We start from the raw sequence: 3,254 nt of genomic DNA, 5'->3' as shown, positions 1-3,254 counted from the left end.
TGAGGCTGTGGCGGCCTGTTCGGGCCGGGTTGGCCGGCGTGCTGTCCGCGCGCCCGGACGTGACGCAGGCCGCAGGTGAACCTGGCCACAGCATCGCGCGCAGGTGACCCACGACCCCGCCATGACCCCGGACGCGCTGGCACGGATCGTGACCGATCTGGGCTATCCCGCGACCGTCATCATCGACCGCGCCCCTCCGCCCCCGGACGAGGCGCCCGCCCTGCGCCGCGCCGCGCTGACCGCCGCCGCCCTGACCCTGCCGGTGGTGGTGGTCGAGATGGGCGGCCATCTGGTCCCGGCCTTCCACCACTGGCTGCACGGGCTGGTGCCCGTCCGCGCGCTGTGGGCGATGCAGATGGTCCTGACGCTGGCGGTGCTGGCCGGGCCGGGGCGGCGCTTTTTCGGCACCGGGCTGGCCGCCCTGCGCCGCGGCGCGCCCGAGATGAACAGCCTGGTGGCGCTTGGCGCAGGCACGGCATTCGTCTTTTCGACCGTCGTCACGCTGGCCCCCGGACTGGTCCCCGCCGCATCCCGCCAGGTGTGGTTCGAGGCCGCGGGGGTGATCGTGACCCTGATCCTGACCGGCCGCTGGCTGGAGGCGCGCGCCAAGGGCCAGGCCGGTACCGCGATCCGCGCTCTGCTGGCACTGACGCCCGATCACGCGACCGCCCTGCGCGACGGGCGCCCCGTGCGGGTCGCGGTGGCCGATCTGCAGCCGGGCGACCTGGTGCAGCTGGCGCCCGGTGAACGCATCGCCCTGGACGGCGTCCTGACCGAGGGCGCGGGCCATGTCGACGAATCGATGCTGACGGGCGAACCCGTCCCGGTCCTGCGCGCGCCCGGCGATGCGGTGACCGGCGGCACGGTCAACGGCGCGGCCGCGCTGACCTATCGCGTGACGGCCACGGGGCAGGACACCGTGCTGTCGCGGATCGTGGCGCTGGTCGAACAGGCGCAGGCCGCCCGCCTGCCGGTGCAGGCGCTGGTCGACCGGGTCACACGGGTCTTTGTTCCCGTGGTGATCGGGCTGGCGGCGCTGAGCTTTGCGCTGTGGCTGGCCTTTGGCCCGGACCTGGCGCATGCGGTCGTGGCGGCGGTGTCGGTGCTGATCATCGCCTGCCCCTGCGCGATGGGGCTGGCGGTGCCGATGTCGATCATGGTCGGCAGCGGGCGCGGCGCGCGGCTTGGCATCCTGTTCCGCCAGGGCGACGCCCTGCAAAAGCTGGCGGGTGCGCAGGTCGTGGCCTTTGACAAGACCGGCACGCTGACCCAGGGACGCCCCCGCGTGACGCAGATCTGGACCCAAGGCATCGACCGCGACGACGCCCTGCGCCTGACCGCCGCCGCCGAGGCGCGGTCCGAACACCCCCTCGCCCTGGCAATTCTGGCCGAGGCCGGGGACATTGCCCTGCCCCCGGCGCAATCGGTCACCGCCCTGCCCGGCCGCGGCCTGACCGCCACGGTCGAGGGACGGTCGCTGCTGATCGGCAACGCCAACGCCTTGCAGGCGGCGGGCATCGCGCCCGATCCCGCCCTGACCCGGCAGGCCGATGCCGCCTCCGCGGAGGGGGCCACCCCGGTGCATCTGGCGGTCGATGGCCGCCATGTCGCGACATTCGCGCTGGCCGATCCCGAACGCCCGGAATCCGCCGCGGCCATCGCCGCCCTGCGCGACATGGGCCTGCGGACCGAGATGCTGTCGGGCGACCTGCCCGCGACCGCCCGGGCAGTGGGCGCGCGGCTAGGCATCGACCGGGTGCAGGGCGGGCTGACCCCCGATGACAAGCTGACGGCGATCCGGGCGATGGGTCCGGGCAGCGTCTTCGTGGGCGACGGCATCAATGACGCGCCGGCGCTGGCCGCCGCCGACACGGGCATCGCCATCGGCACCGGCACCGACATCGCGATCGAGGCTGCGGATGCGGTGCTGATGGCCGGCGATCCGCAGGGCGTCGCCCGCGCTGTTCGCCTGTCACGGGCGGTGATGCGCAACATCCGCCAGAACCTGTTCTGGGCATTCGCCTACAATGCCGCGCTGATCCCGGTTGCCATGGGCGCGCTGGTGCCTTTTGGTGGACCGCAACTGTCGCCCATGCTGGGGGCGGGTGCGATGGCGCTGTCCTCGGTCTTCGTGGTGACCAATGCCCTGCGCCTGAGGACTGCCGCATGACCCTGACCCGCCGCCACCTGCTGGCCGCCGCTGCCGCCGCCACGCTGGTCCGCCCCGCCCAGGCACAAGCCTTGCCGCGCATCCTGTGTTTCGGCGACAGCCTGACCGCCGGGTTCGGCCTGGGCCGGACCGAAGGCCTGGTTCCGCAGCTGTCGTCATGGCTGGCCACCGCCGGGCGTCCGGCGGACCTGATCGATGCGGGGCTGTCGGGGGGACACGACCTATGGCGGCCGCGTTCGGATCGAGGTGTCGATGCGCCGCCACCGCCCCGATGCCGTCATGGTCGAGCTGGGTGGCAACGACATGCTGCGCCGCTGGCAGCCCGCCGATGCCGAGGCGAACTTGGACGCGATCATGCAGACGGCAGGCAGCGGCGGGCGGCCCCTGCTGCTGGTCGGCATCCACGCCCCGGCGGGCCAGCCCGAATGGCGCCGCGCCTGGAGCCAGATCTGGCCGCGCTTGGCCGAGCGCCACGGCGCCCTGCTGCTGCAGGACCTGTACGCGCCGCTGGCGCAGGTGCCGGCGCCCGACCGGGCACCGCTGCTGCTGCGGGATGGGGTCCATCCTTCGGCCCAAGGCGTTTCGCTGATCGTTCAGCACCTGGGACCGGTGGCCGCCCAGCTGGTCGAGCGGGCGGCCTAGGCCACGCTCAGTGGCCTTCGTGGTCGCCGTGGGCGTGATCGCCGGGGGCGGCGGTCGCCTCGCGCTGGTTGTCGACGACGACCTCCACCGCCTCGGTCCCGCAATCGCCGAAATCCAGCGTCAGGGTCAGCTTGTCGCCATCGGCCAGCGGTTCGGTCAGGCCCAGCATCATGATGTGATCGCCGCCCCGGTTCAGGTCATGCGTCTGACCGGCGGCGACGGCGATGCCGTTCTCGATCCGGGTCATCTTCATGACGCCGTCCTCCTCGACATGGGTGTGCAGCTCGACCCGTTCGGCGGCGTCCGAGGATGCGCCCTGCAGGGTGCAGGCGACCTGGCGGTGGTTTTCCAGCTGCAGGAAGACCGCGCCCACCTGGGGGTTGGTGCTGCGGGCATAGGCGTTGTTGGCGTGCATGCCGTCATGGGCAAGGGCGGCCACGGG

General features: G+C 73.0%; 3 protein-coding genes. 2 read left to right on the top strand and 1 reads right to left on the bottom strand.

Annotation, left to right across the window (positions count from 1 at the left end):
- Positions 1-103: 103 nt before the first annotated feature.
- Both TY51_RS19915 and TY51_RS19910 read left to right on the top strand, forming a co-directional pair.
- Entirely contained in the window at positions 104-2,170 is a 2,067-nt protein-coding gene (locus TY51_RS19915; protein WP_231559173.1) for a copper-translocating P-type ATPase, read from the top strand.
- A 195-nt stretch (positions 2,171-2,365) separates the two neighbouring features.
- Positions 2,366-2,812: a GDSL-type esterase/lipase family protein gene (locus TY51_RS19910; RefSeq protein ID WP_231559172.1), complete on the top strand. Its 447-nt coding sequence runs from the start codon at positions 2,366-2,368 to the stop codon at positions 2,810-2,812.
- Positions 2,813-2,819: 7 nt separating this feature from the next.
- Here TY51_RS19910 and TY51_RS19905 read toward each other — a convergent pair.
- A partial coding sequence (locus TY51_RS19905; protein ID WP_081995335.1) for a copper chaperone PCu(A)C occupies positions 2,820-3,254 on the bottom strand: 435 nt, incomplete at its 5' end.

The organism is Paracoccus sp. PAMC 22219 (genome assembly GCF_000787695.1).
In the GTDB taxonomy this organism is placed as follows: domain Bacteria; phylum Pseudomonadota; class Alphaproteobacteria; order Rhodobacterales; family Rhodobacteraceae; genus Paracoccus.
The sequence above is the reverse complement of the archived record's forward strand: the minus strand, read 5'-3'. Positions and strand labels throughout refer to the sequence as shown.